The 23,214-nt window shown below is 53.6% G+C and carries 21 protein-coding genes; 13 read left to right on the top strand and 8 right to left on the bottom strand.

Features of this window, described 5'->3' with window-relative positions; genetic code table 11:
• The first annotated feature begins 6 nt into the window (after positions 1–6).
• The 3 genes from menB to menE are packed head-to-tail and all read left to right on the top strand — an operon-like array spanning position 7 to position 3,351.
• Positions 7–864: a 1,4-dihydroxy-2-naphthoyl-CoA synthase gene (menB, locus tag A1830_RS10885; RefSeq protein WP_067705666.1), complete on the top strand. Its 858-nt coding sequence runs from the start codon at positions 7–9 to the stop codon at positions 862–864.
• Positions 864–1,874, top strand: a complete 1,011-nt coding sequence (gene menC / locus A1830_RS10880) for an o-succinylbenzoate synthase (protein ID WP_067705663.1) — start codon at positions 864–866, stop codon at positions 1,872–1,874. The genes menB and menC overlap by 1 nt, the downstream gene beginning before the upstream one ends.
• 40 nt (positions 1,875–1,914) lie before the next feature.
• The gene (menE, locus tag A1830_RS10875) at positions 1,915–3,351 is read left to right on the top strand and encodes an o-succinylbenzoate--CoA ligase (RefSeq protein WP_067705661.1); all 1,437 of its coding nucleotides are present in this window, start codon (positions 1,915–1,917) and stop codon (positions 3,349–3,351) included.
• A gap of 55 nt (positions 3,352–3,406) precedes the next feature.
• Here the strand turns inward: menE and A1830_RS10870 are convergent, their stop codons facing one another.
• Complete coding sequence (locus tag A1830_RS10870) at positions 3,407–4,111, bottom strand: IS6 family transposase (protein WP_067705659.1); 705 nt, start codon at positions 4,109–4,111, stop codon at positions 3,407–3,409.
• Positions 4,112–4,203: 92 nt separating this feature from the next.
• Between A1830_RS10870 and A1830_RS21440 the strand changes: the two genes are divergently transcribed.
• The 5 genes from A1830_RS21440 to A1830_RS10860 all read left to right on the top strand — a co-directional run bounded on the left by A1830_RS21440 (position 4,204) and on the right by A1830_RS10860 (position 7,495).
• Positions 4,204–4,656, top strand: a complete 453-nt coding sequence (locus A1830_RS21440; protein WP_073980999.1) for a serine hydrolase — start codon at positions 4,204–4,206, stop codon at positions 4,654–4,656.
• 252 nt (positions 4,657–4,908) lie between these two features.
• Positions 4,909–5,508, top strand: coding sequence for a DJ-1/PfpI family protein (locus A1830_RS10865; protein ID WP_067705657.1), 600 nt, complete (start codon positions 4,909–4,911; stop codon positions 5,506–5,508).
• A 172-nt stretch (positions 5,509–5,680) separates the two neighbouring features.
• Complete coding sequence (locus tag A1830_RS23975) at positions 5,681–5,902, top strand: helix-turn-helix domain-containing protein (protein ID WP_369815706.1); 222 nt, start codon at positions 5,681–5,683, stop codon at positions 5,900–5,902.
• A gap of 34 nt (positions 5,903–5,936) precedes the next feature.
• The gene (locus tag A1830_RS21430) at positions 5,937–6,557 is read left to right on the top strand and encodes a LysR family transcriptional regulator substrate-binding protein (protein WP_255362078.1); all 621 of its coding nucleotides are present in this window, start codon (positions 5,937–5,939) and stop codon (positions 6,555–6,557) included.
• A gap of 161 nt (positions 6,558–6,718) precedes the next feature.
• Entirely contained in the window at positions 6,719–7,495 is a 777-nt protein-coding gene (locus A1830_RS10860; RefSeq protein WP_197473325.1) for a UvrD-helicase domain-containing protein, read from the top strand.
• 616 nt (positions 7,496–8,111) lie between these two features.
• Here the strand turns inward: A1830_RS10860 and A1830_RS10855 are convergent.
• The 3 genes from A1830_RS10855 to A1830_RS10845 all read right to left on the bottom strand — a co-directional run bounded on the left by A1830_RS10855 (position 8,112) and on the right by A1830_RS10845 (position 11,739).
• Positions 8,112–8,933, bottom strand: coding sequence for a hypothetical protein (locus A1830_RS10855; protein ID WP_067705654.1), 822 nt, complete (start codon positions 8,931–8,933; stop codon positions 8,112–8,114).
• 87 nt (positions 8,934–9,020) lie between these two features.
• Complete coding sequence (locus A1830_RS23330) at positions 9,021–9,719, bottom strand: hypothetical protein (protein WP_231877613.1); 699 nt, start codon at positions 9,717–9,719, stop codon at positions 9,021–9,023.
• A 1,156-nt stretch (positions 9,720–10,875) separates the two neighbouring features.
• Entirely contained in the window at positions 10,876–11,739 is an 864-nt protein-coding gene (locus A1830_RS10845) for an aldo/keto reductase family oxidoreductase (RefSeq protein WP_067705651.1), read from the bottom strand.
• Between the two features lie 97 nt (positions 11,740–11,836).
• Between A1830_RS10845 and A1830_RS10840 the strand changes: the two genes are divergently transcribed.
• Positions 11,837–12,754, top strand: coding sequence for a LysR family transcriptional regulator (locus A1830_RS10840; RefSeq protein WP_067705649.1), 918 nt, complete (start codon positions 11,837–11,839; stop codon positions 12,752–12,754).
• A gap of 140 nt (positions 12,755–12,894) precedes the next feature.
• The gene (locus tag A1830_RS10835) at positions 12,895–14,091 is read left to right on the top strand and encodes a nicotinamide mononucleotide deamidase-related protein YfaY (RefSeq protein ID WP_067705648.1); all 1,197 of its coding nucleotides are present in this window, start codon (positions 12,895–12,897) and stop codon (positions 14,089–14,091) included.
• 51 nt (positions 14,092–14,142) lie between these two features.
• Here A1830_RS10835 and yfaE read toward each other — a convergent pair whose 3' ends face one another.
• From yfaE to ubiG, 4 genes are all read right to left on the bottom strand, one after another.
• On the bottom strand, positions 14,143–14,403 hold the full coding sequence (gene yfaE, locus A1830_RS10830) for a class I ribonucleotide reductase maintenance protein YfaE (RefSeq protein ID WP_067705646.1): 261 nt from the start codon (positions 14,401–14,403) through the stop codon (positions 14,143–14,145).
• Between the two features lies 1 nt (position 14,404).
• The gene (gene nrdB, locus A1830_RS10825) at positions 14,405–15,535 is read right to left on the bottom strand and encodes a class Ia ribonucleoside-diphosphate reductase subunit beta (RefSeq protein WP_067705644.1); all 1,131 of its coding nucleotides are present in this window, start codon (positions 15,533–15,535) and stop codon (positions 14,405–14,407) included.
• 88 nt (positions 15,536–15,623) lie between these two features.
• Complete coding sequence (gene nrdA / locus A1830_RS10820; RefSeq protein ID WP_067705642.1) at positions 15,624–17,909, bottom strand: class 1a ribonucleoside-diphosphate reductase subunit alpha; 2,286 nt, start codon at positions 17,907–17,909, stop codon at positions 15,624–15,626.
• A gap of 525 nt (positions 17,910–18,434) precedes the next feature.
• Positions 18,435–19,163 carry a bifunctional 2-polyprenyl-6-hydroxyphenol methylase/3-demethylubiquinol 3-O-methyltransferase UbiG gene (gene ubiG, locus A1830_RS10810; RefSeq protein ID WP_067705637.1) on the bottom strand — a complete coding sequence of 243 codons (729 nt, stop codon included), beginning with the start codon at positions 19,161–19,163 and terminating at the stop codon, positions 18,435–18,437.
• 100 nt (positions 19,164–19,263) lie between these two features.
• Here ubiG and A1830_RS22630 point away from each other — a divergent pair, with 100 nt between their 5' ends.
• The 3 genes from A1830_RS22630 (at position 19,264) to A1830_RS10800 (ending at position 23,182) form a co-directional block, all read left to right on the top strand.
• Complete coding sequence (locus A1830_RS22630; RefSeq protein ID WP_156484986.1) at positions 19,264–19,401, top strand: hypothetical protein; 138 nt, start codon at positions 19,264–19,266, stop codon at positions 19,399–19,401.
• A 57-nt stretch (positions 19,402–19,458) separates the two neighbouring features.
• Entirely contained in the window at positions 19,459–22,098 is a 2,640-nt protein-coding gene (gyrA, locus tag A1830_RS10805; protein WP_067705635.1) for a DNA topoisomerase (ATP-hydrolyzing) subunit A, read from the top strand.
• Positions 22,099–22,597: 499 nt separating this feature from the next.
• Complete coding sequence (locus A1830_RS10800) at positions 22,598–23,182, top strand: fimbrial protein (RefSeq protein WP_067705633.1); 585 nt, start codon at positions 22,598–22,600, stop codon at positions 23,180–23,182.
• The last annotated feature ends 32 nt before the right edge of the window (positions 23,183–23,214 follow it).

Here is a 23,214-nt window from a genome sequence, read left to right as displayed (position 1 = left end):
ATAATCATGATCTATCCTGATCCAGAAATGTTATTGGCACCGGTTGAATGGCTGGACTGTAGCGCCGGCTATGGCGATATCCGCTTTCACAAATCACCGGAGGGTATTGCAAAAATCACTCTCAACCGTCCGGAGGTGCGCAATGCCTTTCGGCCTCAAACGGTTAAGGAGATGATTAAGGCGTTAGACAATGCCCGTCACGATGAGCGGGTGGGGGTAATTATCCTCACCGGTGAGGGGAATGAGGCGTTTTGCGCGGGCGGGGATCAGAAAATTCGCGGCGACTACGGCGGCTATCGTGATGAATCGGGCGTACACCATCTTAACGTGCTCGACTTCCAGCGGCAGATCCGCACCTGTCCTAAACCAGTGGTGGCGATGGTGGCGGGCTACGCGGTGGGCGGTGGGCACGTGTTGCATATGCTGTGTGACCTGACCATCGCGGCTGATAATGCTCAGTTCGGTCAGACCGGGCCTAAAGTCGGCTCCTTTGACGGCGGGGGGGGCGCTGCCTATATGGCGCGTATCGTCGGGCAAAAAAAGGCGCGGGAGATCTGGTTCCTGTGCCGGATGTACAGTGCGCAGCAGGCGCTGGAGATGGGGCTGGTCAATGCGGTGGTCCCGCTGGCCTCGCTGGAACAGGAGACGGTAAGCTGGTGTCGCGAGATGTTGCAGAACAGCCCGATGGCGCTGCGCTGTCTGAAGGCGGCGCTTAACGCCGACTGCGACGGTCAGGCCGGATTACAGGAGCTGGCCGGCAATGCCACCATGCTGTTCTATATGACGGAAGAGGGGCAGGAGGGGCGTAACGCGTTCAATCAGAAGCGCCAGCCCGACTTCAGTAAATTTACGCGGAATCCCTGATGCGCCGCGCTGCGTTATTTCATTATGCGATCCCCCTTGAGGCGGGCACGGTTCTGCGGGACCGACGCATCAAAACCCGATCCGGCCTGCTGGTCAGGCTTGAGGAAGACGATCGCGAAGGATGGGGAGAGATCGCACCGCTGGTCGGATTCAGCGCTGAGTCGCTGGACGAGGCGCGGCAGGACGCCATCGCGTGGCTGTCTCGCTGGTGTCGGGGCGAGTCGGATAGCGAAAGTCGGCTGTCTCGCTGGTGTCGGGGTGAGCTGGACAGCGAAAGTCGGCTGCCGTCGGTTGCCTTTGGTCTGAGCTGCGCCCAGGCGGAATTATCCGGCGAGCTCCCGGGAGAGGGGAATTACGACAGTGCCCTTCTCTGCAATGGCGATCCCGATGAGCTTATCGACAGGCTGCGGCAACAGCGCGCTACGGTCGCCAAAATGAAGGTGGGGCTGTACGAACCGGTGCGCGATGGCGTAATGGTCAATCTGCTGCTGGAAGCGGTGCCGGGGCTGACGCTGCGGCTGGATGCCAACCGCAGCTGGTCGCCCGATAAAGCCGCCCGCTTTGCCCACTTCGTCGCCAGCGAATACCGTTCTCGTATCGCGTTTATTGAGGAGCCGTGCCGTACGGCGGCAGAGTCTCGCCGCTTTGCCCTGGAGACGGGCATCGCCCTGGGCTGGGATGAAAGCGCGCGCGAGCCGGGTTTCACCCTGAAGGCTGAGCCTCATCTTCGCGCAGTCATCATCAAACCCACCCTGACCGGCAGCCTGCACGCCGTTCGCCAGCGCGTAGAGCTTGCACAGCGGGCGGGGCTGGTCGCGGTGATCGGCTCCTCGCTGGAGTCGAGCCTGGGCCTGACGCAGCTGGCGCGTATCGCCCGCTGGCTGACGCCGGATGCGCTGCCCGGGCTGGATACGCTTGCGCTAATGCAGCAGCAGCTTATCCGCTGCTGGCCCGGCAGCGCGCTGCCCGTTGTCTCGCAGGGTGAGCTGGAGAGCATATGGCAGAGCTGAATATGCCGCCCGCTGTCTCGCAGGGTGAGCTGGAGAGCATATGACAGAGCTAACTGACTGGCCCTGGCTATGCTGGGCGCGACGTTATCCGCAGCGAGTTGCGCTCTGCTGCGGTGAACAGGGCTACGACTGGCATACGCTGGCCGCAAGGATTGAGCGTCTGGCCGTTGGGTTCAGCCAGCAGGGGGTACGCTGCGGCAGTGCCGTGGTGCTGCGGGGAGCGAACGGTGAAACGAGCCTGCTGGCGTATCTGGCGCTACTCAAATGCGGCGCGCGGCTGATACCGGTCAACCCCCGACTCCCTGCTGCCCAGCTGACGGCGATGCTCTGCGGCCTTGATGCAGAGTTTATCCTGACGGCTGAGGGAGAAATCGACTCCTACCCTGCGTCCTGTTTTTTGCGCCCCGAAAGCGAAACCGATACTGCACTCCGTGTATTGACCCTGGCGGAGCAGGCGGGCGGGATCCCACACCCGTGGGATCCCGCCCACATCGCCACGCTGACCTTTACCTCCGGCTCCGGCGGTACCCCGAAGGCGGTGGCACACAGGTTCAGCGCGCATCTGGCCAGTGCGTCAGGCGTGTGTGAGCGGCTGGGGTTTACCGCCGAAGAGAGCTGGCTGCTCTCCCTGCCGCTGTTTCACGTTTCCGGACAGGGCATTCTCTGGCGCTGGCTGCTGATGGGGGCCGGGCTGGTGCTGCCGGGCGAACTACCCCTGTCCCGGGCGCTGGAAAACGCCACTTTCGCCTCGCTGGTGCCTACTCAGCTCTGGCGGGTGTTGCAGCAGCCCTCGCTGCCGGAAACGCTGCATACCGTGCTGCTGGGTGGAGCGGCAATACCGGCCTCGTTAACCTCGGAGGCGGAAGCGCGCGGCATCGCCTGCTGGTGCGGATATGGCCTGACGGAAACCGCCTCCACCGTGGCCGCTAAGCGGGCAGATGGGAAAGATGGCGTGGGCCTGCCGCTTCACGGGCAGCGCATCCGCATTAATGACGGCCAGATCCAGATCCGGTCGGCGGCGCTGGGCTGCGGCTACTGGCAAAACGGTGGCCTGATCCCGCTGACGGACGAGGAGGGCTGGTTCTCTACCCGCGACAGAGGCGACTGGCGGGCAGGGGAGCTTCGGGTGTGCGGACGCATGGATAATCAGTTTTTCTCTGCCGGAGAAGGTATTCAGCCCGAGCAGATCGAGCAGATTTTGCTGGCGCATCCCGCTATTTCACAGGTTTTTATTGTGCCGCGCGAGGACGCTGAATATGGTCATCGCCCGGTCGCGCTGGTGGCAACAGAGGCCGCCATGCTGGCAGAGATTGCCGACTGGGCAGGCAGCAGGCTGGCCGGTTTCCAGCGGCCGGTAGCATGGTACAGGCTGCCCGATCTGAGCGGCGGCGGGGTTAAAATTTCAAGGAAGCGGCTTATGGCCTGGGTAGCGCTATGCGAAAGCGGGAGTAATGGAGGTTCTGGACCAGGTGAATAATTTGGCACTGTTGCAAAGTTATTGATGAGTTAGCCTTTCGTGTTATTGAAAGGTCTTATCTTTCAAAGACTCTGCTCACCAGACGCATCTCATCCAGGGGATGCCCAAAATAAAATGATTCTGCCTGACCTTTCCGTAGCGCACGCATCACTTCAATCCCTTTGATTGTGGCGTAAGCCGTCTTCATTGATTTGAAGCCCAGCGTGGCGTTGATTATCCGTTTCAGTTTGCCATGATCGCACTCGATTATATTATTCCGGTACTTTATCTGCCGGTGATGCACATGCTGCGGACATTTACCTTCCCGCTTCAGCAATGCCAGCGCCCGCCCATACGTCGGGGCTTTATCTGTGTTGATCAACCGTGGAATTTGCCAGCGCTTCGTATTGTTCAGAAGTTTACCCATAAAGCGATATGCGGCTTTGGTGTTACGACGTGAAGACAGGTAAAAGTCAATGGTGCAGCCCCTGCTGTCGACGGCGCGGTACAGATAAGCCCAGCGTCCGTTGACCTTCACGTAGGTTTCATCGGGATGCCATGAGCCAAAACCGGAAGGCTGACGCCAGTACCAGCGCAGCCGCTTTTCCATCTCAGGTGCATAACGCTGAACCCAGCGATAAATCGTGGTGTGATCGACATTTACCCCTCGCTCAGCCAGCATCTCCTGCAGCTCACGATAACTGATGCCATATTTGCAGTACCAGCGGACGGCCCACAGGATAATATGACGCTCAAAATGCCGACCTTTGAATGGGTTCATGTGCTGCTCCTTCAACTAAACAGTGGCATCAGTTTACCATCGCCAGATCTTTGCAACAGTGCCCAACTCCCTATCTGCAGTCAGGGCGACGGATGGCTGCTCATGAAATCCTCGCGGTCGGAAGTGGTTGCGCCCGATTATCTCCAGAACGTGCAATAACACCCAATGCCTGGTATTCCGCAGGAGCTGGATTAGTTGGAACCGCAGAAGATTACCACTGCTTGCTTGAATGTCTACGTCAAGGCGGTGGCTCTCTACTCAGCGCTAAATCTACAGCACGTTTATTGGGAAATTCGACCGGTGAAATAAGTATCGGGGATAGGAACGCGGGATGGGGCCACGGATTAGGTTGCTTGGTGCTTACAGACCCCAAAAAGGCTCAACGAAGTGAAGGTATAGGCAGCTGGAGCTGGTTTGGTCTCTATGGCAGCTATTATTGGGTAGATCCTCAAGCAGGCTTGTCGCTTGTTATGTTAACCAACACTGCGGGTGAAAAAATATGGGTAACCCTTGCTAAAAAAATCCTGACAACGCTGTATTCATAGATATATATTAGAACTAAATAGCTGTGCGGAATAGTGCTCCACTTTGGGCTAGCCCTTGCAGGACAAGGGATTGTGCTGTTCTTATGTCTGGGCCGCGCTACATCAGCTCCTGTCATGTTTTGCCCTAACACGACTGTTGCACGCCCATAAATAGCAAGTGTAGCGGTATTAGGAACAGCTATTTAGCTAGCGCTTTATTCAAAAAAACAAGTTTCATCACCTTATTATTAGTACTATCAAAGGAGTCTAGTTATGACTATGCAGGTTGGTATTTTTATTTTTGATAATGTTGAAGTGCTCGACTTTACAGGCCCGTACGAAGTTTTCACCTGTGCTTCAAGAGTTAACCAGGGTGAAAACCCGCTATTTAATGTTTTTACAGTGGGTGAGACGTTAAAACCCATTCATGCCAGGGCAGGACTTAAAATTGACCCTGATTTCTCACTGGAAAATCATCCTGAGATTGATTGTCTGATTATTCCAGGTGGAGTCGTTAGTGCTGAACTCAATAAAAAAAACGTGATTGAATGGATAGCTAAGCAGTCGTTAAACACGAAAATCACTGCATCAGTATGTACTGGAGCATTCTTACTTGCGGCGGCTGGAGTTTTAGAGGGGAAATCAGCCACTACACACTGGGAAGATATTGCTGATCTGCGCGCAATGTTTCCCGAACTTTCTGTTAAAGAAGGGCTTCGTTGGGTAGATGAAGGAGCTACTGTTTCTTCGGCAGGCATTTCTGCAGGAATAGATATGAGTTTACATTTGATCGAACGGCTCAAAAACAGAGATCTTGCTTTGAGAACGGCTAAACAACTTGAGTTTGATTGGACTGAGAACAGAGCATCTTAGTAGTTAATTTTTGCCCTGTCGATGAACTATCTGATTGGCAGGGAACTTTCCATTCAAACAGCTATATCTAATTTATAGATAAAGCATAGCGATAATAATTTGTTATATGCATCTGACAAGTATGCATACGTATAGCCTATCCAAAAAAATGCATTAAACACTTTAAAAAACGGTGAACTCAGTGAAAATTTTTTTTCTTGAAATAGTTCGTGCTATAGCAGAGTTACACTCATTTTCTGAAACGGCAGCAGTGCTTAATTGCAGCCAGTCCAACATTAGTTACGCGGTCAGTGAGGTTGAAAAGTATTTTGGCAAGAAAATATTCCTGCGTAATCGGCGCGGTTGCCAGCTTACAACAGAAGGGGCGACTATAGTAAAAAAATATCTAATATAATCGACATTATAGAAACTATAAAAAAAATGAGATTGTGGGCTGTGTAAAGATTATCCATACATTATCACTGAGCCCGATTCTGATGAAAAGAATTATCGATTTGATTTGGCGATTAGCGCCAGGAGTGCAAACTGAATGGCTCCAGTGCCCCACCATGGATGATGCGCTTGATGCGTTAAAAAGGAACCGTTCAGATATCATCATTACTCAACTCGAACCTCATTCTCATGATTACGTTGAGTATCTCCATTGGTATGACGATTATCGACTGGTCACAGGTGTGAATGATAGTCATGAGCCGCTAAGAAAAGGCGATACAAAACGATATCTGGCTTATATCCATGCGGGTCAGGCATTTTTGCAAACTCATTCTGTACATCAGAAACTACCAGCCCATAAAACTTTTATGGGTGATGTTTCAGCCATCATCGAACTCGTTACTGCAGGCGGGTGCTGTTCAATATTGCCGAGCAGTATTTTGCCATTGCAAGATGATAAGATCAGGGCCGCTCCTCTAGAACCGCCTTGTTCAAGACGTATAGCGGTAATTGCGCCGTCCAGTTCCTTACTGTCAGGAGCTGCCCGTACGACTATAGAGTGTTTAAAAAAATGCCATCTTCAGCCGTTCTTTCATACATCTAGCAACAGTGAGTAAATTGTTTGTCGGGGTAACCCCGCCATTTAAAGACTCTGTCGCATTAACGGCAACAAGTCATCAAAAGTGGCGTTGTTGGTTATTTAATCAGCCAACAGATAAAATTGTTCAGCAGGCAACAATTCATTGCCAGCTGGATGATGAACGTAGCAGGGGTCAGTTTGGATATCCAAACTGACCCCTGCTACAACGCCTTGCGCCAAGGAGTACTGGCATTAATACGCTCAGGCAATATCAGTGATATCATCCGGGCATCTTATTCTCGCCTGTTGGTTGATGAATACCAGGATTGCATCATGCTCCAGCATGAGCTTGTTAATACGTTGGCAGAAATACTCCCTACTATAGTTTTCGGTGATCCCATGCAGTGCATTTTTAGTTTCAGCGGCGCTATGACCGATTGGGAGCGCGAGGTAATGACCTGTTTCCCTCTACTGAATACGCTTCAGACTCCATGGCGCTGGAACAATGCCGGAACTCATGCTTTGGGGAACTGGCTGCTCGAAAACCGGGAAGCTCTTCTCAAGGGCCAAAATATCAGTCTTGACTCCAGTCCAGCGCATGTAACTTACCGTCACCTGAGCGGAGTTGCATTAACCGATATACAGATGCAACAGCAGGATTTTTACAGGCTGATACGCCATGATGGAGGCGGCTCAGTGCTTGTTCCAGGAGACTCGAGAAGACCGTCCGCACGACATGCGTTCGCGCCGAAGCTTAATGGCCTCGATGTTGTTGAACCGGTTGAGCTCAGGGATGTACTCCGCATGGCTGCGTCCCTTGATGCTGCAGTGAATGGAACACAGTTAAGTGTGCTGCTCCACGCAGCAGGTGAGATGATGACAAACGTTGAGATTCCCATGACAATAAGCCATATTTCTACACTTCTTGCCGGACGGAACAGGACGTCCCTACCGCAGTTGAAGTGGAGTTCCTGAATCTGTCCAGGGCACCATCACGTCAGACCATATTCACCGCGCTCTGCTCACTGCAACACAAACCGGGTGTGAAAGTGTACCGTCAGGGTGCCTATCATGCTCTGAAAGACACTATGTCCCTCGCAGTGAGCAGCCCTGAAAAAAGCATTTCAGAATGTGCGGGGATAATACGTGTACAGCGCAGATGTCATGGCGATCAACCAATCCCATCAAGGGCTATTGGCTCAACCTTACTCCTTAAAGGACTAGAATGCTATCATGCCATCATACTTGATGCAGGTTGCATGAGTGCAAATGATCTATATGTAGCGCTTTCCCGTGGGGCCAAATCCATTACCGTTATTTCTGGCTCAGCAATTTATCAACGCTAATTGTAAGCGCTGTTTCCTGCGCCGATGACTACACATCTTCGTTCAGTCTGGCCAGCGCAAGCGCCACCAGGGAGAACCACGCCAGATGGCGCTATTTTTCTGTCAGCGTCACTGCGTGTCCTTCTTCCTTTACATTCCCGGATATGCATACATAATTCCGGCATGTTTCAACCGCAAAGGAGGTTGGCAGTCATATAAAATAAAGCAATTATTATTTTTTTGACTGACACGATGATCTTCCTTATTTAATCGGGTAAAGAAATAAAGATACGCTCACTGTCACATATTTTTATTATCTTTTTTGTTTTATCTTTATTCCAATGACAACGGCCAGAGAAAATGATTGCTGCTCCTTCGAGACTTTCAGTATCTGATATATTGAATTTTTCAAGAATGATCTCACGCAGACTGCCTAACGGTATTCCTACATCTCTGCACTCAGCAGGATTAAACCATTCAATATCATTATTTGAGTTATATAGAGTTCCCCAATAAAATCTATGTGCATTTTTAGTCATCGGTTCTGCATCGGGAAATTTCACAAATAAATTTTTGGCTTTATATTTATATTTACCTATCGGGATAATTGTGTCAGACGTCGCTAACCCTGTCCCTCTGATTAAGCTATGCAGTATTTTTTCAAGTGAGACTTTTGGGACTCGCTTTTGTTCTGACTTTATGGAGTGCACTTTTTTGTTACTAGTCTGGGTTATATCCGAAACACCGCTGAAGCCAGACGCTTCGTTTCCTGCTGAAGAAGTTCTGTCAGAATCGTAACTGATTTCTATCGTATCAGACTCGGCAATAATCTGTTTAACTTCAGTCGCATTCCCGACCTCCCTTTGTCGTTGGGATGAAGGTGTGGGTTCCCTACAGGTACAGTATCGGGACCCAAAGCAGGCCTTTTTTCCATCAACACTTTTCTTCCTGTAAAATGCCTGTTTACGGCAATCAGGGCATACCAAAGAATATCGTAATTTTTCAATGTCGCTGTCAAATAATTTTTGAAAATCGAGAATAGAGTAAAACTTATCGCTACCACCAAACGTACAAATAATATCAAACATAGTAATAAAGGCCTCCTGTTACAGTTTATTTCCGGGATATCAAAAGCCACCTCAAAATAATATCTTGCTTTACCTTTCTTGTCTGTCTCAGCACATGGCCCAGGCATAATGCTTTTCTGCATAACTGTGCAGCCGGTAAAAGTTTTGTTCGTCACTACCGATAAAAATACCGTTCTCCATTATCCCCTCCGCCAGTCGTTGTGTGTATAGGTGCGACGCCTCGTCCAGTTCAGCCCGACTTCCCCATGCTCCCTGCTGCTTACGCCAGTTCAGCCGCACTGATTTCAGCAGACGACACATCTGCTGACAGATGAAGTAACAGGCCACCACGTTGCTCGCATCGCCAACAAAAACCACGTCACTGGCCGGCCGCATCATTTCATTCCACAGGTACACATCGAAACAACCCAGCATCATGGCCACCCGCTTTGCCACTAATCCCCCATACCAGTAATACGCGGTGCGGGGAATGTTCAGCCGGCGACTTTCAGCAATGTTGCCGGTATGAAATGACAGCAGATCAAATTCGGTCAGTTCACTGACCAGTGCTTCCAGAACCCTATGCCAGACGTTCGTCTCACTGATTTCAGACAGCACAGTAAAATGGCGACTGACCGTACTGGCAATCAGCTGCCCCGGCACGACTGCGCCAAAAACGGCTGGAGGAGATAGTTTACGACACAGCTCCTCCCGCTCTACCAGGGAGTTCAGCATAGTATCGGGCGTTACGATCTGTGAAGTGGCCAGCGACGCAACACGCTCACGCAGGTCGTCAGAGAGGAACACTCCGGCACCGGCAGCAACGGCTGACGGTATCCTGACACGGCGTGAAACGGGTTTGTATATCTCGCCGGTTTCAGGTCTGATTTTTAGTTCGGCCTTCAGCCAACGGCTGAGTTCCTGGGGCAGAATATCAGGATTATCTTTCAGAAATCGCGCAAGGTTTCCCCTGGCTGTTCCGTATACACTGTCAATGTAGTCGCTCTACTGCATAACGATATCCACAAAAGTGTTTATAAACACAAACGTTTATATCATGCCCTTACCGGACTGGCGAGCAGTGCGCAGCCTGTCTTTTCAACGCCGCATCGCGGCATTGAGGCGCCAGCGGGTATTAACTATAACTCTGCTGGTAACTGGCGCCGATAGCTCGGCGTAGCCGGTTCCGGTTTGATAGGTTTCACCATTCCACCCCCCCTCCCTGCAAAGCTAAACCCGCTGAAAGTAGCGTAGGTGCTTCATTACGCGGTCGGAGTAGTTCCCAATAAGCCTTTGGCGCAGGCGGGCCGTGAGGGCCGCTTACGAGCGTGTTCGAATGACTTGCCGCGACATGACTTCCAGCGACTCAAAACTTTAGTTACAACACCCATTATAAAGCCACTCTGTTCCGGGCCTTTGGCCCGGGGCGGGGCGGCTTTTCAGTGGGACAGGTTTTTCCCAAGTGCTGATATGTATATTATGAAGAAGCGACCCTGCGGCTGCTGTTTAGTCTGCGAGGGGCTGTCAGCAGCAGTCACAGGGAGGAGTATCTCAGACTTGATATCGAGAGGGCCGGGTGGATTACTGGAAGCGATGGTCTGTTTAAGGCACGTTCTGATGAAATCGCTGACAGGAGTGATCCCGATCTTTCGGGATTGCTGAAGGAAGTATATGAAGCTTTCAGTAACAACAGGGATACGTGAGGGGTGAAACCCCGCTATTCATGGCCTGGAAGGTTACCGTTCAGTATCCAGCGAGGACTGTTGTTCGTGATTACCCGGAAGATAAAAAAGTTCGGCGTCGCGAAGGCGGCTAAAACTGCTTGTTGCCGACAGGGCAGGGCTCATCTCCAGTCTGGAGAACAGCGCTTTGGGACAGAACGGACGGGGGCAATCCGGTTAATAGCGGCACGTTGTCCATCCAGACACTGCGTAACACATCGCGCCGCTATGATATGCGATTTTTATGATTGCCCGATGCTGTTTAAGCGTTCCATCACTTCAGGCGTGAGTTTTAACTCGCTGCTCGCCAGGTTCTGCTTCAGGTGTTCCGGTGATGAGGTACCCGGAATCAGCAAAATGTTTGGCGAACGTTGCAGCAGCCACGCCAGCGCCGCCTGTAACGGCGTGGCGTTGAGCCCTTTGGCTACGTCGGTTAGCTGATCTGACTGCAACGGAGAAAAACCGCCGAGCGGGAAGAACGGCACGTAGGGGATCCCTTGCGCTGCCAGCTGGTCGAGCAGCGTATCATCCTGCCGATTAGCCAGATTGTAGAGATTCTGTACGCAGGCGATCGGCGTCATCGCCTGTGCGTCGGCTACCTGTTTAGCGGTAACGTTGCTTAGCCCGATGTGACGAATCAGACCGCGCTCTTTCAGTTTGATCATTGCCTCAACCTGAGGCTCCAGCGAACCCTCCTTCGGCCGATGCACATCCAGCATCGAGCGCAGATTCACTACTTCCATCACATCAAGTCCGAGATTGCGCAGGTTATCTTCAACCGCTTGCGTCAGCGTTTCCGGGGTAAACGCGGGTAACCAGCCGCCTTTCTCGTCGCGGCGCGCACCCACTTTAGTCACGATCACCAGATCGTTGGCGTAAGGATGCAGCGCTTTTTTAATCAGCTGGTTGGTAATGTGCGGACCATAAAAATCGCTGGTATCAATGTGATTAATGCCCGCGGCAATGGCCTCGCGCAGCACCTGTAAAGCACGCGCCTCGTCTGCCGGAGGACCAAATACGCCCGGCCCCGCTAACTGCATAGCGCCATAACCGAGTCGTGCAACGGTGCGTTGGCCAAGGGGGTAAGTCAATGCTGGATGAGACATGGAAAGCTCCTTCGTCAGTGTGTGGTGGAATTGTAATCGTTCCATCACTATGCAACTATCCAGGTAAATCGGGACACAGTGTACGAGGTGGCGAACAATGGCACTGGATATTGCATTGCTACACACGGTAGTGGCGGTGGCAAAAGCAGGCGGCTTTCGCGAAGCGGCGCGCATGACCGGCAGCAATCCATCACGCATTAGTGATGCGGTGCGCCGCGCAGAAGAGCAGCTTGGCGTACGGCTGTTTAATCGCACCACGCGTACCGTGGCGTTAACCGAAGCTGGCAGGGCGCTGATGTCACGGTTGCTACCGGCGATGGACGAAGTGGATGCTGCCCTTGATGCACTGAATAATTTCCGCGACACCCCGGGCGGTACCTTACGTTTAAATGTACCGGTGAGCGCCGCGCGAATTGTGTTACCGGCGATTGTGCCGGGATTCCTGCAACGCTTTCCCGATATTCAGCTGGAAGTGGTGGCGGAAAGTAATGTGCAGGATGTGTTCCGCGATAGCTGCGATGCCGGGATTCGTTACGACGATCATCTGGAACAGGATATGGTGGCGCTGCCGATAGGCCCGCGTAGACAGCGCTTTGCCTTAGCGGCGGCTCCTGCTTATCTGGCGCAGTTTGGCAGGCCGCAACATCCGCGCGACCTGATGCAGCATCGGTGCTTGCACGGACGCTATGCAACGGGCGTGATAGCGGAATGGGAATTTACCCGTGGCGAGGAAACAGTAAGTTTGCAGCCAAAAGGCCCGCTGTTATGCAGCATCGGCGCGACGATGGAGCTGACGGTAGAAGCGGCGATTGCCGGCTGCGGCGTAGTCTATCTGTTTGAGGATTGGATCAAGCCGGCCCTGAGTAACGGCAACCTGCAACCGATTTTGCCGGAGTGGTGGCAAAGCTTCTCCGGCCTGTGGCTCTATTACAACACTCGCCGTCTGATCCCGACACCGCTGCAGGTGTTTTTAGATTATGTGCGTGAGCTGAATGTACAGTATTGCGCGCCATAAGAGGGGCTATAAATTTGTAGCGGCGCGATTAATCGCGCATAACGTGGAATTCAGAGGACGCAATGCGCTTAAATTCGACGTTGTAATTTTCCCCGTTGCTTCATACAGTTAATTCACCCTACCCAAAAGCGGAAAAGATAATGATTAGAGTGGAGATGCTGGCAACGGGCGATGAAGTGCTGCACGGCCAGATTGTAGACAGCAACGCGGCCTGGCTGGCAGAGGTGCTGTTTCAGAACGGCCTGCCCATGACCAGCCGCCAGACCGTTGGCGACGATATCAACGAGCTGGTTACCGTGCTGACCGAACGCAGCAAGGTCGCCGATGTGCTGATTGTTAACGGCGGACTGGGGCCGACCAGCGACGATCTCAGCGCCCAGGCGGCGGCAAAAGCGGCGGGCGTGCCGCTGGTGATGCAGGAGGCGTGGCTGGCAAAAATGGAAGCCTTCTTTGCCGGGCGGGGGCGTAAAATGGCGGACAGCAACCGCAAGCAGGCTGAAATTCCTGCCGGGGCGGAAATGCTGGATAACCCGGTTGGTACCGCCTGCGGCTTTGCCATGCAGCTAAACCGCTGCTGGATCTTCTTTACGCCCGGCGTGCCCTCCGAATACAAGGTGATGGTGGAACAGCAGATTCTGCCCCGTCTGAAAGCGCGATTTTCCCTGCCGGCACCGCCGGTTTGCCTGCGTATGACCACCTTTGGACGCGGTGAGAGCGACCTGGCCTCGGAGATCGAGCCGCTGCCGCTGCCGGAAGGCGTGGTGATGGGCTATCGCGCGTCCATGCCGATCATTGAGCTTAAGCTGAACGGCCCGGCCTCGAAACTGGCCGAAATGGAGCAGTTCTGGCAGCAGGTTCGCGCCATTGTCGGCGAGAGTGTGATATTCGAGGGGACTGAAATTCTGCCGGAACAGGTGTCCCGCCGTCTGAAGGAGCAGAATTTACGTCTGGCGGTAAGCGAACAGTTTACCGCCGGGCTGCTGCAGTGGCAGCTGGCCTCCGCGGCTGCGCCACTGGCGGCGGGAAACGTCCTGCCTGCGCGGAGTGAAACCCTGTCCGAAATTGTCGCGCGCGGTAGCCAGCTTGCCCGCGATACAGGGGCCGATCTCGCCCTGGTGGTCGGAGGGATGGAAGAGGGCATACTGGCTTTTGCGCTACACACGCCGGAAGGAAGCTGGGGCCAGACGGTAAAATTCAACGTTAACCGACACGGGCTCAAAGCCCGGCAGGACGTGGCGGCGATGATGGCGCTGAATATGCTGCGCCGCTGGATGAACGGCATGGAGGTTACAACGGGACACGGCTGGATTGACGTGGTCGGGACGCTAAAAGCCTGACGCGAAGCCTGATAATAACCGGCTCTGGCGGCCCGGGTCGCAACAGCCGGTTTACATCTCGATTTCGATATCGCCTTTGGCAAGGCAGCAGCAGGGGAGGATCTCGCCCTCCTGGACAAATGCCAGCGGCGTGGCGGCATAGCACACTTCACCTTTCAGCAGCCGGGTGCGGCAGGAGCCACAGTAGCCTTCCCGGCACTGATATTCCACGCGGATTTGATGAAACTCCAGCGCGTCCAGCAGCGAGCGATGCTCATCCTGGCAGTGCAGCTGCGTACCTGAGGTACGCAGCGTAATGATCGTTCCCGCCATCTTACAGCTGAAAGTCGTCGAAGTCGTTTGCGCCGACTTCAGAGTCAATCTGACCGACGAGGTAAGAGCTGACTTCCACTTCCTGTGGTGCCACCTGCACGTTGTCCGATACCAGCCAGGAGTTAATCCAGGGGATGGGGTTTGAACGGGTCTTAAACGGCAGATCCAGACCGACCGCCTGCATGCGGATATTGGTGATGTACTCAATATACTGCCACAGGATATCTTTGTTCAGACCGATCATGGAACCGTCGCGGAACAGATATTCCGCCCACTCTTTTTCCTGCTGTGCAGCCAGCACAAACAGGTCATAGCACTCCTGACGGCATTCGCGCGCGATATCAGCCATCTCAGGATCGTCTTCACCGCTGCGCAGCAGGTTGAGCATATGCTGCGTGCCGGTCAGATGCAGCGCTTCGTCACGGGCGATCAGGCGGATGATTTTGGCGTTGCCTTCCATCAGTTCGCGCTCGGCGAAGGCGAAGGAGCAGGCAAAGCTGACGTAAAAGCGAATGGCTTCCAGCGCGTTAACGCTCATCAGGCAGATATAGAGCTGCTTTTTCAGCGCCCGCAGGCTGACGGTGATCGACTTACCGTTAACCTGGTGGGTACCTTCGCCCAGCAGATGCCAGTAGTTGGTCATCTCAATCAGATCGTCGTAGTACGAGGAAATATCCTTCGCGCGCGATAGGATCTGCTCATTGGTCACGATGTCATCAAACACAATGGCCGGATCGTTAACAATGTTACGGATAATGTGGGTATATGAGCGAGAGTGGATCGTTTCGGAAAACGCCCAGGTCTCGATCCACGTCTCCAGTTCAGGAATGGAGATCAGCGGCAGAAGCGCCACGTTAGGGCTTCTTCCCTGAATTGAATCCAGCAGCGTCTGATACTTCAGGTTGCTGATGAAGATATGCTTTTCGTGATCCGGCAGCCCCTGATAGTCAATGCGGTCACGCGATACGTCGACCTCTTCAGGGCGCCAGAAGAAGCTGAGCTGTTTTTCAATCAGCTTTTCAAAAATGTCATATTTCTGCTGGTCATAGCGGGCGACGTTAACCGGCTGGCCGAAAAACATCGGTTCATCCAGCTGATTGTTTTTATTCTGCGAGAACGTAGTGTAAGCCATTAGCATCTGTCCATCGTACGCGGGCCGATAAAACCAGCCCGTGAGAAGAGAAGAGGGGGGACAGGCTGCCCTGTCCCAGGGTTAACGATTAAATCTTGCAGGCACCGCTCTCGCAGCCGTCATCCTGAATGGAAGGGGCCAGATCGTCCTGCGCATCTTCCGCACCGTCGCGGGTGTTTTGATAGTAAAGCGTCTTCACACCAAATTTGTAGGCGGTCAGCAGATCTTTCAGCAGCTGCTTCATCGGTACGCGACCATTAGCAAAGCGCGTAGGGTCGTAGTTGGTGTTGGACGAAATTGCCTGGTCGATAAACTTCTGCATCAGGCCGACCAGCTGCAAATAACCGTCGTTGTTCGGCATATCCCACAGCAGCTCGTAGCTGTCTTTCAGGCGCTCATACTCCGGCACCACCTGACGCAAAATGCCATCTTTGGACGCTTTAATGCTGATATGTCCGCGCGGCGGCTCAATACCGTTGGTGGCGTTAGAAATCTGCGATGAGGTTTCAGACGGCATCAGGGCAGAGAGCGTGGAGTTACGCAGACCGTGGGTTTTGATCTCTTCGCGCAGGCTTTCCCAGTCCAGATGCAGCGGCTCGTTACCGATCGCATCCAGATCTTTTTTGTAGGTATCGATCGGCAGAATGCCCTGAGAGTAGGTGGTTTCATTAAACCACGGGCAGGCGCCTTGCTCTTTCGCCAGATTGTTTGACGCCTTCAGCAGGTAGTACTGAATGGCTTCAAAGGTTTTGTGCGTCAGGTTGTTGGCGCTGCCGTCGGAGTAGCGTACGCCGTGCTTCGCCAGATAGTAAGCGTAGTTGATGACGCCAATACCCAGCGTGCGGCGGCCCATCGCGCCCCGTTTTGCCGCCGGGATCGGATAGTCCTGATAGTCCAGCAGGGCATCCAGCGCGCGCACCGCCAGCGTGGCCAGCTCTTCCAAATCGTCCAGGCTCTCAATCGCGCCCAGGTTAAAGGCAGAGAGCGTACAGAGGGCGATTTCGCCATCTTCGTCATTAACGTCCATCATCGGCTTGGTCGGCAGGGCGATCTCAAGGCAGAGATTAGACTGACGTACCGGCGCAATGCTGGGATCGAACGGGCTGTGGGTATTGCAGTGGTCAACGTTCTGAATATAGATACGGCCCGTTGAGGCACGCTCCTGCATCATCAGCGAAAACAGCTCGACGGCCTTAATCTTCTGCTTACGAATGCTGTCGTCCTGCTCATATTTGGTATACAGCCGCTCGAATTCGTCCTGATTGGCGAAAAAGGCGTCGTACAGGCCAGGTACGTCGGACGGGCTGAACAGGGTGATATCCTCGCCCTTCAGCAGGCGCTGGTACATCAGCTTATTGATCTGTACGCCGTAGTCCATATGACGTACGCGGTTACCCTCGACGCCACGGTTGTTTTTCAGCACCAGCAGGCTTTCCACTTCCAGATGCCACATAGGATAGAAGAGGGTGGCCGCGCCGCCGCGAACGCCGCCCTGCGAGCAGGACTTAACGGCGGTCTGGAAGTGCTTATAGAAAGGAATGCAGCCGGTATGGAAGGCTTCTCCCCCGCGGATCGGGCTGCCCAGGGCGCGAATACGGCCGGCGTTGATGCCGATACCGGCACGCTGAGAGACATATTTCACAATCGCGCTGGAGGTGGCATTGATGGAATCCAGGCTGTCGCCGCATTCGATCAGTACGCAGGAGCTGAACTGACGGGTCGGCGTACGCACGCCGGACATAATCGGCGTAGGCAGTGAAATTTTAAAGGTCGAGATAGCGTCGTAGAAGCGCTTAACGTAGTCCAGGCGCGTCTCGCGCGGGTAGCCGGAGAACAGGCAGGCAGCGACCAGGATATAAAGGAACTGCGCGCTTTCGTAGATGTCACCGCTGACGCGGTTCTGCACCAGATATTTGCCTTCCAGCTGCTTCACCGCGGCATAGGAGAAATTCATATCGCGCCAGTGGTCGATAAAACCGTCCATCTGCTCGAACTCTTCCTGACTGTAGTCTTCCAGCAGGTGGCGGTCATACTTGCCGAGATCGACCATGCGCTTCACCTGGTCATAAAGCGTTGGCGGCTCAAACTGGCCGTACGCTTTCTTACGCAGGTGGAAAATCGCCAGGCGCGCGGCCATATACTGATAGTCGGGCGCATCGCGGGAGATCAGATCCGCCGCAGACTTGATAATCGTCTCATGAATATCAGAGGTCCTGATCCCTTCATAAAACTGGATGTGGCAGCGCAGTTCAACCTGCGAAACGGAGACGTTTTGCAACCCTTCGGCAGCCCAGTCAAGCACGCGGTGGATTTTATCAAGATTGATGCGTTCTTTGCGGCCGTCGCGTTTGGTGACAAGCAGACTCTGATTCATGTCGCGTAGTTATCCTGTCCGTAAGTCGAAAGTATCCCCCGGTTATACACAGCATCTTCAGATGTGAGTAACTCTGTGGATAAACACTATATATAGGGGGTTGGGGAAGTATTTGTATCAATATGGTGAGTATTTTAGATATTTATCCGCGCTTAACAAGGCTTGATTTTACCGCCATTTTACTGTTCAGAGGGGGGTATTTTTCCTAAGTCCTCGTTTATCAAGGCGTGCCGCCATGTCAACAGGTTGATCTTTTTTTTTGTTCTATGATCGGAAGCGGGTTTCCTGTTCAGTTGAGAAATGGCAGGGGTAACTTTGAGTGAAAACCGCTCGCTCGCGCCAGTCTGATTTTTGTTCGTCGCGGCCCTGGCGGTAAAAAAACAGATTTTTAGCCGGTCCGTTTTGGCAAACAATGCTATTGCCTCGGGTGAACGGCGGCATTATAAATGCCGCCAGTTGCCAGTTGCCAGTTGCCAGTTGCCAGTTGCCGGTCGCAGAGCATAGCGGAGCTGAGCGCAGGACGTATTAACCTGCGAGGCAGTGCGTATGCACCATATAGTTAACGTCAACGCCGGGAGCGAGCTTAAAGCTGTTGGTCAGCGGATTATAGTGCAGCCCAATGATATGACGCTCGCGCAGCGGCGTTTCATCGACCCAGTTCAACAGTTCGGCCGGGCGAATAAACTTCTTAATATCATGAGTGCCGCGCGGCACCATACGCAGAACGTACTCGGCACCCACAATCGCCATCAGCCAGGACTTGCTGTTACGGTTTAGCGTAGAGAAAAAAACTTCGCCGCCGGGTTTGATCAGCTTCGCGCAGGCGTGAACCACCGAGCGCGGGTCGGGTACATGCTCCAGCATCTCCATACAGGTCACCACGTCATACTGCCCGGCGAACTGGTCAGCGTGCTCTTCCACGGTCTGCTGAACGTAATCCACCTTAACGCCGCTCTCCAGCGCATGCAGACGGGCGATCGCCAGCGGTTCCGCGCCCATATCCAGGCCGGTCACCTCCGCACCCTCGCGCGCCATGCTTTCTGCCAGGATGCCGCCGCCGCAGCCCACGTCCAGTACCTTCTTACCGAACAGGCCGTCGCTGTGCTGAGCAATATAGCCGAGGCGCAGCGGGTTGATGCGGTGCAGAGGTTTGAATTCTCCCTCCAGGTCCCACCAGCGCGACGCTACCGCCTCGAATTTGGCAATTTCTTTCTGGTCCACATTCGCCGTGGCGGCGTTCTGTTCTGCCTTCATTACCTGGTCACTCCCTTCAATGTTTGCCGCAAGTATATACCCTTCATCCCGCAAGTTGCAGCGGAGTTGCCTGCGCCCACCCGGTCCGTTTACCCGGCAGATGAAATATCCAACGCATCACGCCATGGCCCTGCCTGCCGTGGCCGCCGAAGTCGCCAGCAGCTCATTTAACGGAGAATCAGGAATGGAGGGCGTTAAAGCGCTCAAATCGACGCTTTCCGTTCACCACCAGGGCTAAAGGTGATATACTTTCGCACCTTAGAATCCGGGTATAACGTAGAGGGATAGCGGCTCCATGAGCGATCTAGCCAGAGAAATCACACCGGTTAATATTGAGGAAGAATTAAAGAACTCTTACCTTGATTATGCCATGTCGGTCATCGTTGGCCGTGCCTTGCCAGACGTTCGCGATGGCCTGAAACCAGTACACCGTCGTGTGCTCTACGCCATGAACGTGCTGGGTAATGACTGGAATAAAGCCTATAAAAAATCCGCCCGTGTCGTCGGCGACGTTATTGGTAAATATCACCCTCACGGTGACAGCGCCGTTTACGACACCATTGTGCGTATGGCGCAGCCGTTTTCACTTCGCTATATGCTGGTCGACGGACAGGGTAACTTTGGTTCCGTAGATGGCGACTCCGCCGCTGCAATGCGTTATACCGAAGTGCGCATGTCCAAAATTGCTCATGAGCTGCTGTCGGATCTGGAAAAAGAGACCGTCGACTTCGTGCCAAACTATGACGGCACCGAGCAGATCCCGGCCGTTATGCCGACCAAAATCCCTAACCTGCTGATTAACGGCTCGTCCGGTATCGCGGTGGGGATGGCAACTAACATTCCGCCGCACAACCTGACCGAAGTGATCAACGGCTGTCTGGCCTATATTGATGATGAAAACATCAGCATTGAAGGGCTGATGGCGCATATTCCCGGGCCGGACTTTCCTACCGCCGCCATTATCAATGGCCGCCGCGGCATTGAAGAAGCCTATCGTACCGGACGCGGCAAAATTTACATCCGCGCCCGTGGCGAAGTGGAAGTGGATGCGAAAACCAACCGCGAGACCATTATCATTCACGAAATTCCTTATCAGGTGAACAAAGCTCGCCTGATCGAGAAGATCGCAGAACTGGTGAAAGAGAAGCGTCTGGAAGGCATCAGCGCCCTGCGCGACGAATCAGACAAAGACGGTATGCGTATCGTCATTGAGGTGAAGCGTGACGCCGTGGGCGAAGTGGTACTGAATAACCTCTACTCGCTGACCCAGCTACAGACCTCCTTCGGTATTAATATGGTGGCGCTGCATCAGGGCCAGCCAAAGATTATGCCGCTGAAGGACATTCTGGAAGCCTTCGTTCGCCACCGCCGTGAAGTGGTGACGCGCCGCACTATTTTTGAGCTGCGTAAAGCCCGCGACCGTGCGCACATTCTTGAAGCGCTGGCCATTGCTCTGGCGAATATCGATCCGATCATTGAGCTAATCCGTCACGCTTCTTCACCGGCAGAAGCGAAAGCGGGCCTGGTGGCGCGTCCGTGGGATCTGGGAAACGTCTCGGCAATGCTGGAGCGGGCTGGCGATGACGCTGCCCGTCCCGAGTGGCTGGAAGATGAGTTCGGTATCCGTGACGGCCAGTACTACCTGACCGAGCAGCAGGCACAGGCAATTCTGGATCTGCGTCTGCAGAAGCTGACCGGCCTTGAGCATGAGAAGCTGCTGGACGAGTACAAAGAGCTGCTGATGCAGATCGCCGAACTGCTGCGTATTCTGGAAAGCTCAGAGCGCCTGATGGAAGTGATCCGCGAAGAGCTGGAGCTGATCCGCGATCAGTTCGGTGACAAGCGCCGCACTGAAATCACTGAAAACAGCGCCGATATCAATATTGAAGACCTGATCAACCAGGAAGACGTGGTGGTCACCCTGTCTCACCAGGGCTATGTGAAGTATCAGCCGCTGACCGACTATGAAGCGCAGCGTCGCGGTGGCAAGGGCAAATCGGCCGCACGTATTAAAGAAGAAGACTTTATCGACCGCCTGCTGGTGGCTAACACCCACGACACGATTCTCTGCTTCTCCAGCCGGGGCCGTCTCTACTGGATGAAGGTCTATCAGCTGCCGGAAGCCAGCCGTGGCGCGCGTGGACGTCCAATCGTCAACCTGCTGCCGCTGGAAGCGAACGAGCGTATCACCGCCATTCTGCCGGTGCGCGAGTATGCTGAAGGCTGGAATATCTTTATGGCCACCGCCAGCGGTACCGTGAAGAAAACGGCGCTTACGGAATTCAGCCGCCCACGCAGCGCCGGTATCATTGCGGTCAATCTGCGTGACGACGATGAGCTGATTGGCGTGGCACTGACCAACGGTAGCGATGAAGCCATGCTCTTCTCCGCCGCCGGTAAAGTCGTGCGCTTTGCGGAGAACGCGGTGCGGGCGATGGGTCGTACGGCTTCGGGCGTGCGCGGGATTAAACTGTCGGAAGGCGATCGCGTGGTATCCCTGATTGTGCCGCGTGACGATGGCGCCATCATGACGGTAACGCAGAACGGCTACGGTAAACGTACCGCCAACAGCGAATATCCGACCAAGTCCCGTGCGACGCAGGGGGTTATCTCCATCAAGGTTACCGAGCGTAACGGACCGGTGATTGGCGCGGTACAGGTTGTCGATAGCGATCAGATCATGATGATTACCGATGCCGGTACGCTGGTGCGTACGCGCGTTTCTGAAGTGAGCGTGGTAGGGCGTAACACCCAGGGTGTTATCCTGATCCGCACCGCAGAAGATGAAAACGTGGTTGGCTTGCAGCGCGTAGCGGAGCCGGTTGCTGAAGAAGAGCTGGATGCCATCGACGGCAGCGTGGCGGAAGGGGATGATGATATTGCCCCGGAAGTCGACAGCGAAGATGAAGCACCAGAAGGTGACGACGAGGAATAACGCCTCACCGCTTTGTTAAGGCGTCATACGGAAAAGCCGGTTCAGTTGAACCGGCTTTTTTTTTGTACTATTAAAACCTCCCTTCAATGCTGCAACGTCATATTGATTCGCGTGCTCGCCTGAGAAATTGATCGCGTTAACGTTCCCAGCCACCGTAATAAAGGAAGAGGCCCTTTTACCCGTGACGGAAATACGCAGGGTAATGCCTGAAGATGTAAATATTTTGTGAAATAAAGCTTAATTTCAGCGCCAGGTGCCGCAGGGGGCGCTGGATTAAAGCAATTTAATGTTAATTCATTTAACGCAGGAGTTAATTTTCCGCTGGGAGTGGTTAATTTAAAGTATATAACAGAATATAAATCTTAATATTTGAATTCCTCAAGTTATTATTCCGTTAAAAAGCAAATATCAGTATATTGATCTGGCAAGAGAGGGGTTCTCTCTTCGGTACAGCGAATAATATCGCTCAAGGCTACCGTCATTAACTCAAGGATTAATTATGTTCAACGTCAGGATCAAAACCGCCATTATTGTGCTATCCGCTGCCATGTCCGCTTCATCTTTTGCCGATGATACAGCGGTCAAAGCACCGACCGGTACTGACCAGGGTTCAGGTCGTATTCATTTTACCGGCACGGTAATTAATGCGCCCTGTTCCATTGCCGCCGGGGATGAAGATATCAACGTTGATATGGGGCAGATTGCTAATAAGGTGCTGGAAACCGGCAATAAATATTCGCAAAACGTTAACTACGTTATTCACCTGCAGGATTGCAGCCTGAGTGCGCAGACGGCGGGTAACGTACAGTATCCCGCTATGTCTAAGGTGGCGGTCACCTTTACCGGTACGCCGGACGGCAGCAAGACTGACCTGCTGGCAAACACCGGTAGCGCACAGGGTGCGGGTATCCGCCTGATCGATGCCAATGGTTCTCTGCTCAAGGTCGGTGATACCTCAGCTGATATTCCACTGGCCAACGGCAACAACGAGCTTAAGTTTGCTGCGCGGGTGGAGGCCAATAGCCAGCCCGTGTCTACAGGTACCCTCGTATCGCAGGCGACCTACGCCCTGAACTATAAATAGCTTTTTTTAAGGGGAGGGAACTCCCCTTTATT

It is taken from the genome of Erwinia sp. ErVv1 (assembly GCF_900068895.1).
GTDB lineage: Bacteria > Pseudomonadota > Gammaproteobacteria > Enterobacterales > Enterobacteriaceae > Erwinia.
Note: the sequence above shows the minus strand (reverse complement) of the source record. Positions and strands in the feature narration are given on the sequence as shown.

What these genes read in the sequence shown, in the direction of transcription:
- menB (WP_067705666.1), top strand. Translation starts at nt 7, where the DNA reads ATGATCTATCCTGATCCAGAAATGTTATTGGCACCGGTTGAATGGCTG.
- menC (WP_067705663.1), top strand. Translation starts at nt 864, where the DNA reads ATGCGCCGCGCTGCGTTATTTCATTATGCGATCCCCCTTGAGGCGGGC.
- menE (WP_067705661.1), top strand. Translation starts at nt 1,915, where the DNA reads ATGACAGAGCTAACTGACTGGCCCTGGCTATGCTGGGCGCGACGTTAT.
- A1830_RS10870 (WP_067705659.1), bottom strand. Translation starts at nt 4,111, where the DNA reads ATGAACCCATTCAAAGGTCGGCATTTTGAGCGTCATATTATCCTGTGG.
- A1830_RS21440 (WP_073980999.1), top strand. Translation starts at nt 4,204, where the DNA reads ATGGCTGCTCATGAAATCCTCGCGGTCGGAAGTGGTTGCGCCCGATTA.
- A1830_RS10865 (WP_067705657.1), top strand. Translation starts at nt 4,909, where the DNA reads ATGACTATGCAGGTTGGTATTTTTATTTTTGATAATGTTGAAGTGCTC.
- A1830_RS10855 (WP_067705654.1), bottom strand. Translation starts at nt 8,933, where the DNA reads ATGTTTGATATTATTTGTACGTTTGGTGGTAGCGATAAGTTTTACTCT.
- A1830_RS10845 (WP_067705651.1), bottom strand. Translation starts at nt 11,739, where the DNA reads ATGTCTCATCCAGCATTGACTTACCCCCTTGGCCAACGCACCGTTGCA.
- A1830_RS10840 (WP_067705649.1), top strand. Translation starts at nt 11,837, where the DNA reads ATGGCACTGGATATTGCATTGCTACACACGGTAGTGGCGGTGGCAAAA.
- A1830_RS10835 (WP_067705648.1), top strand. Translation starts at nt 12,895, where the DNA reads ATGATTAGAGTGGAGATGCTGGCAACGGGCGATGAAGTGCTGCACGGC.
- yfaE (WP_067705646.1), bottom strand. Translation starts at nt 14,403, where the DNA reads ATGGCGGGAACGATCATTACGCTGCGTACCTCAGGTACGCAGCTGCAC.
- nrdB (WP_067705644.1), bottom strand. Translation starts at nt 15,535, where the DNA reads ATGGCTTACACTACGTTCTCGCAGAATAAAAACAATCAGCTGGATGAA.
- nrdA (WP_067705642.1), bottom strand. Translation starts at nt 17,909, where the DNA reads ATGAATCAGAGTCTGCTTGTCACCAAACGCGACGGCCGCAAAGAACGC.
- ubiG (WP_067705637.1), bottom strand. Translation starts at nt 19,163, where the DNA reads ATGAAGGCAGAACAGAACGCCGCCACGGCGAATGTGGACCAGAAAGAA.
- A1830_RS22630 (WP_156484986.1), top strand. Translation starts at nt 19,264, where the DNA reads ATGAAATATCCAACGCATCACGCCATGGCCCTGCCTGCCGTGGCCGCC.
- gyrA (WP_067705635.1), top strand. Translation starts at nt 19,459, where the DNA reads ATGAGCGATCTAGCCAGAGAAATCACACCGGTTAATATTGAGGAAGAA.
- A1830_RS10800 (WP_067705633.1), top strand. Translation starts at nt 22,598, where the DNA reads ATGTTCAACGTCAGGATCAAAACCGCCATTATTGTGCTATCCGCTGCC.